Annotated in this window: 5 protein-coding genes; 1 reads left to right on the forward strand and 4 read right to left on the reverse strand. The window is 54.7% G+C overall.

Annotation, left to right across the window (positions count from 1 at the left end; genetic code table 11):
- Positions 1-166, reverse strand: a 166-nt coding sequence (locus ACOTX2_RS24890) for a DMT family transporter (RefSeq protein ID WP_421625687.1), incomplete at its 3' end; no start/stop codon positions are given.
- Here ACOTX2_RS24890 and hypA point away from each other — a divergent pair.
- Entirely contained in the window at positions 119-424 is a 306-nt protein-coding gene (gene hypA / locus ACOTX2_RS24895; protein WP_050583588.1) for a hydrogenase maturation nickel metallochaperone HypA, read from the forward strand. The genes ACOTX2_RS24890 and hypA overlap by 48 nt on opposite strands.
- 3 nt (positions 425-427) lie before the next feature.
- Here hypA and ampR read toward each other — a convergent pair whose 3' ends face one another.
- The 3 genes from ampR to ACOTX2_RS24910 form a co-directional block, all read right to left on the reverse strand.
- On the reverse strand, positions 428-1,303 hold the full coding sequence (gene ampR / locus ACOTX2_RS24900) for a LysR family transcriptional regulator AmpR (protein ID WP_004193231.1): 876 nt from the start codon (positions 1,301-1,303) through the stop codon (positions 428-430).
- Between the two features lie 185 nt (positions 1,304-1,488).
- Positions 1,489-2,145: a quinolone resistance pentapeptide repeat protein QnrA1 gene (locus ACOTX2_RS24905; RefSeq protein WP_012579084.1), complete on the reverse strand. Its 657-nt coding sequence runs from the start codon at positions 2,143-2,145 to the stop codon at positions 1,489-1,491.
- Between the two features lie 263 nt (positions 2,146-2,408).
- Positions 2,409-3,950 carry an IS91-like element ISCR1 family transposase gene (locus ACOTX2_RS24910; RefSeq protein WP_000050481.1) on the reverse strand — a complete coding sequence of 514 codons (1,542 nt, stop codon included), beginning with the start codon at positions 3,948-3,950 and terminating at the stop codon, positions 2,409-2,411.
- Between the last annotated feature and the right edge of the window lie 487 nt (positions 3,951-4,437).

Here is a 4,437-nt window from a genome sequence, read left to right on the forward strand (position 1 = left end):
AAGCAACACCGACAGGGATGGATTTCAGAACCAGAGAAAGAAAATAAAATGCGATGCCATAACCGATTATGACAACGGCGGAAGGGGCAAGCTTAGTAAAGCCCTCGGTGCGGCGGACATTATCCGCGAACAGGCTGAACAGCACGGCATTGCGCGGGTAACGGATGTCTGGCTGGAAGTCGGCGCACTGGCGGATGTTGAGGAGAGTGCACTGCATTTCTGTTTTGATATCGCCTGCCGTGATACCGTGGCGCAGGGCTGCACACTGCATATTGATGTTATCCCGGCACAGGCATGGTGCTGGGATTGCAGCCGTGAGGCCGAAATCATGCAGCACGCCGGATGCTGTCCGCACTGCGGCAGTGAACGGCTGCGCATCAGTGAAGGTGATGATTTGCGGGTAAAAAGCCTGGAAGGTGAGTGAGTTTTACGCCGCCGCCGTATTCAGCAGCCAGCGGGCGAATTGCTGCATGGCCGGGGTTTCCGTACGGGACTGTAACCGCGTCAGCCAGTAGCCGCCGAGGGTGATTTCTGCGGCAAACGGCTGTACCAGTGCGCCTGACTGTAACAGGCGGCTGAACATACATACCGGTGCGATCGCTACCCCGGCACCCAGTTGTGCCGCCTCGGCCATGGCCAGTGAGGTATCGAACACCATTACCGGCTGTGACGGGGAAGGCGGTGTGCCGCCCGCACAATCCAGCCAGCGGCTCCATTCATCCCGGCGGAATGAGCGCAGCAGGGTAAAGCGGTGAACATCATCCGGCTGCTGTAACTGTTCTGCAATGGCCGGTGAGCACAGCGGAGCGTGTGGTGCACTGAAAATCAGTTCCGCATCTGACTCATGCCACGCGCCGTTACCGAAACGGATCGTATAATCATGCCCTTCCGCCGCCGGGTCCACATGATTGTTATGGGTGGAGATATGCAGATCAATATGCGGATGGCTGTCATAGAATCCGGCCAGACGCGGCAGCAGCCAGCCTGCGGCAAATGTTCCCACCGCACCGACTTTCACCCGCTCACGGAACTGCCCGTGAGAAAAACACTCCAGAGTATCCGCAATCCGGTCAAACGCCTCATTGAGCACCGGCAGTAATCCCTCACCTTCATGGGTCAGCACCAGCCCGCGCGAGACGCGGGTAAACAGCACACAGCCGAGTTGTTCTTCCAGCGCCCTGACCTGCTGGCTGACGGCGGCATGGGTGACATTCAGCTCAATCGCCGCGCGGGTAAAACTGAGATGACGGGCGGCGGCCTCAAAGGCGCGCAGCGGGTTAAGGGGGAGATAACGTCTGACCATAATCCACCTGTAAGTTTTTCTTTAGGGCAGTTGAGTCTTCATAATGCCTCCTTTGAAGGGAAGGTATAACGTCGGCTGCGGCAGCAGAGAAACGGCATTCCGGCGGTAATACTCTGCTATAGCAGAATCTGCCTTGTTGTAGCGCGGAACTCAAGTGATATTTGCCTCTTGTGTTTGCATTCGAGCTAATCCGGCAGCACTATTACTCCCAAGGGTTCCAGCAGTTGCTCCTGTTGCCAGGCACAGATCTTGACTCCTTCGAGGTTGACCCGTCTGGGGTCGAGCCCATCCAGATCGGCAAAGGTCAGGTCACAGCCCCGCAGATTGACCTGTTGCCAACAGTCGCGGGAGAAGGTGCCGCGGCTGAGATCTGAGCCCATCAAGGAAGCGCCGCTGAGATTGGCATTGCTCCAGTTGTTTTCAAACAGCTCGCATTTTTCCAGGCATTGGCCACTCAAGTTGGTATAGGCCAGGTTGCAACCTGAGATATAAGCCGAGCAGAAGTACATCTTATGGCTGACTTGATTGTAGAAGCGGGCCCGGGAAAAGTTGGCGCCCTTGAGATCGCACTCCCTGAACTCTATGCCAAAGCAGTTGGCACCGCTGAAGTTGGCCAAAGACAGACGGCAGGCCTTGAAACTGGCATCGCGCAGATCGGCATAGCTGAAGTGACACCCTTCAACGGCGCCGCTTTCAATGAAACTGCAATCCTCGAAACTGGCATCCTGCAGCTGACAGTGGCTGAAGTCACACTGATAAAAGCGGCAGCGGCGAAAACGGCTGTCACTCAAATCCTGGCGTGAGAAATCCTCTTGCTGAAAAACTTTATCAATAATATCCATACGGCTTCCTTTAATCAGGGAGGGTGCTAACGGGTATAGGAAGTATAAACCACCTTTTTGCTCCTCATCCGAAGTATCTTACCTGAAATTCCCTCACTCGTTTACCGCTCAAGCCCCAATTTTAACTGCCGGTCCAGCCTAAACCGCTCTAATAAGGTTCGATTTGGCGGTAAAATCTCTAGCCTGATAGCTCGAGAGATACAAACTGCCCCACCGCCCCGTTTAAAAGTTGGCAGTGTTGAGCAGTGTTGGATTTGGGGTCGTCAGTCAAAGAGACGACTCTGTGATGGATCGAACAGGCTGGGAGTCAGTGGCGGCGCTCGTTCTGGTGGCAGCTCACGCTGCTTGGCGGCATTCGCCTTGGCTGTTTTCTGTTTCAGATGCTTGAGAATCTGCTCAATGACCTTCGGATCTTCGATGCTGGCAATCACTTTGACGTGACCGCCGCAGTGTTCGCAGACTTCAATATCAATATTGAAGACTCGCTTGAGGCGTTGCATCCAGGTCATGGCGCGGTGGCGCTCTGCAGGACTCTTGTCACGCCAGTTAGTATCGAGACCTTCCGATTTGTCGGGCTTCTTGCCCCGCTTGGCGGGTGTTACTTGAACTCGGTGTTTGCTGTTCGGTGCAAAGACGCCGTGGAAGCGTGTGAGGTTGACTCGCGGCTTAGGTACCAACGCAGCGAGTTTGGCGATGAAGTCCAGCGGCTCGAAGATCACATGGGTGGTGCCATTGCGGTACGGAGTTTTGAGCTCGTAACGCACCTGCCCATTGGCGGTTAATGCCAGACGTTTTTCTGAAACCGCTGGCCGACTAATGTAGCGACACAAGCGCTCAAGCTTATCCCGCTGATGCGCTTCGGCCATCACACCGGCGTGTAGCGAGAAACCAGCATGGTTGGCTACTCGACTGCTTGAGTCGGCTTTATCCTCACGCCCTGGCAAGGTTTGCAGGGTGAAGACTTTGCGCCCTTGCTGGGGGCCGACGGCAATGCGATACGTAACCGAAGCACCATGTAATTGAGTCAGCGTATCGTCTTCGCCCTCTTCCAGTGTCAACCACGTATTCTCGGCATCACGCTCCAAAATCCCACGCTTTTCCATGCAGCGAGCGATGCGATGGCTGAGGGTGTGAGCGAGCGTATTCAGCTCATCGTAAGTGGGTGCCTTGACACGATGGAAGCGTTGCTTGCCATAGTCATCTTCGGCATAGACACCATCGAGAAACAGCATGTGGTAGTGGACATTGAGATTTAGCGCGGAGCCAAAGCGTTGGATAAGAGTCACTGAGCCAGTTTGTGCAGAGGCTTTGGTGTAACCGGCTTTTTTGATCAGATGAGTTGAGAGTGTACGATAGACGATACTCAAGACCTGGCCCATCAGCTGGGGATGGCGAGCCAGCAAAAAGCGTAGCTGGAAAGGAAAGCTGAGCACCCACTGGCGAATGGGCTCCTTGGGGAAGACTTCGTCTATCAGCAGCGCCGCACTCTCGGCCATCCGGCGGGCACCGCAGCTAGGGCAAAAGCCGCGTCGTTTACAGCTGAAGGCGACCAGACGCTCGTGATGACAATCCTCGCAGCGAACCCGCATGAAACCATACTCCAGACGGCCACATTGGAGGAGGTCGTTGAATTCTTGTTGGATGTAGCGAGGCAGGTGTTGACCTTGGGCTTCGAGTGAGGCTTTGAAGGCTGGGTAGTGCTGCTCAACCAGCTGGTAGAGCAGCGTCTGGTCGGGTTGGTGGCGTTCGTAACCGTTTGTTTGAGTGGGCGATTGACTCGCCGTGGCGTTCCTTGCCAGCGACATGGGTATCCTCCGCTGATACTGTGGTTATGTACAGTATCAGCGGCTTGCGTTCAGACGTCCAGTCTGGCCCTAGACATCGCTAAATGCTTAACCCGCAATAGCCCTCACGAGTTGTTATCAGCCACTACCGGTTGAGCGAGAAGGTTTTGGGTTCAGGGTGCTATTGCTCCACCAATCACAATACTGAAGCCCCAACTGTTATCAGTTGGGGCTTTTTCTTGTCTGTTTGCGGCGGTTGCGTTTTATCGGTAGTCGTCGAGCTCTGCACCATCCCACATAAGAGCTTAACGGTGCGATCTTCAACGCCATCACACAAAACTTTCTTTTTCACGCACAGTCAACTTATTGGATGTTTTATTAACAACCCAAAAGGAGATATTTAGCGGGCGGCCGGAAGGTGAATGCTAGGCATGATCTAACCCTCGGTCTCTGGCGTCGCGACTGCGAAATTTCGCGAGGGTTTCCGAGAAGGTGATTGCGCTTCGCA

Source organism: Enterobacter cloacae complex sp. IR5412 (genome assembly GCF_049237385.1).
In the GTDB taxonomy this organism is placed as follows: Bacteria; Pseudomonadota; Gammaproteobacteria; order Enterobacterales; family Enterobacteriaceae; genus Enterobacter; species Enterobacter intestinihominis.

Bases quoted from the DNA above. Each gene is read 5' to 3' on its own strand.
- ampR (WP_004193231.1), bottom strand. From the start codon at position 1,303: ATGGTCAGACGTTATCTCCCCCTTAACCCGCTGCGCGCCTTTGAGGCC.
- ACOTX2_RS24905 (WP_012579084.1), bottom strand. From the start codon at position 2,145: ATGGATATTATTGATAAAGTTTTTCAGCAAGAGGATTTCTCACGCCAG.
- ACOTX2_RS24910 (WP_000050481.1), bottom strand. From the start codon at position 3,950: ATGTCGCTGGCAAGGAACGCCACGGCGAGTCAATCGCCCACTCAAACA.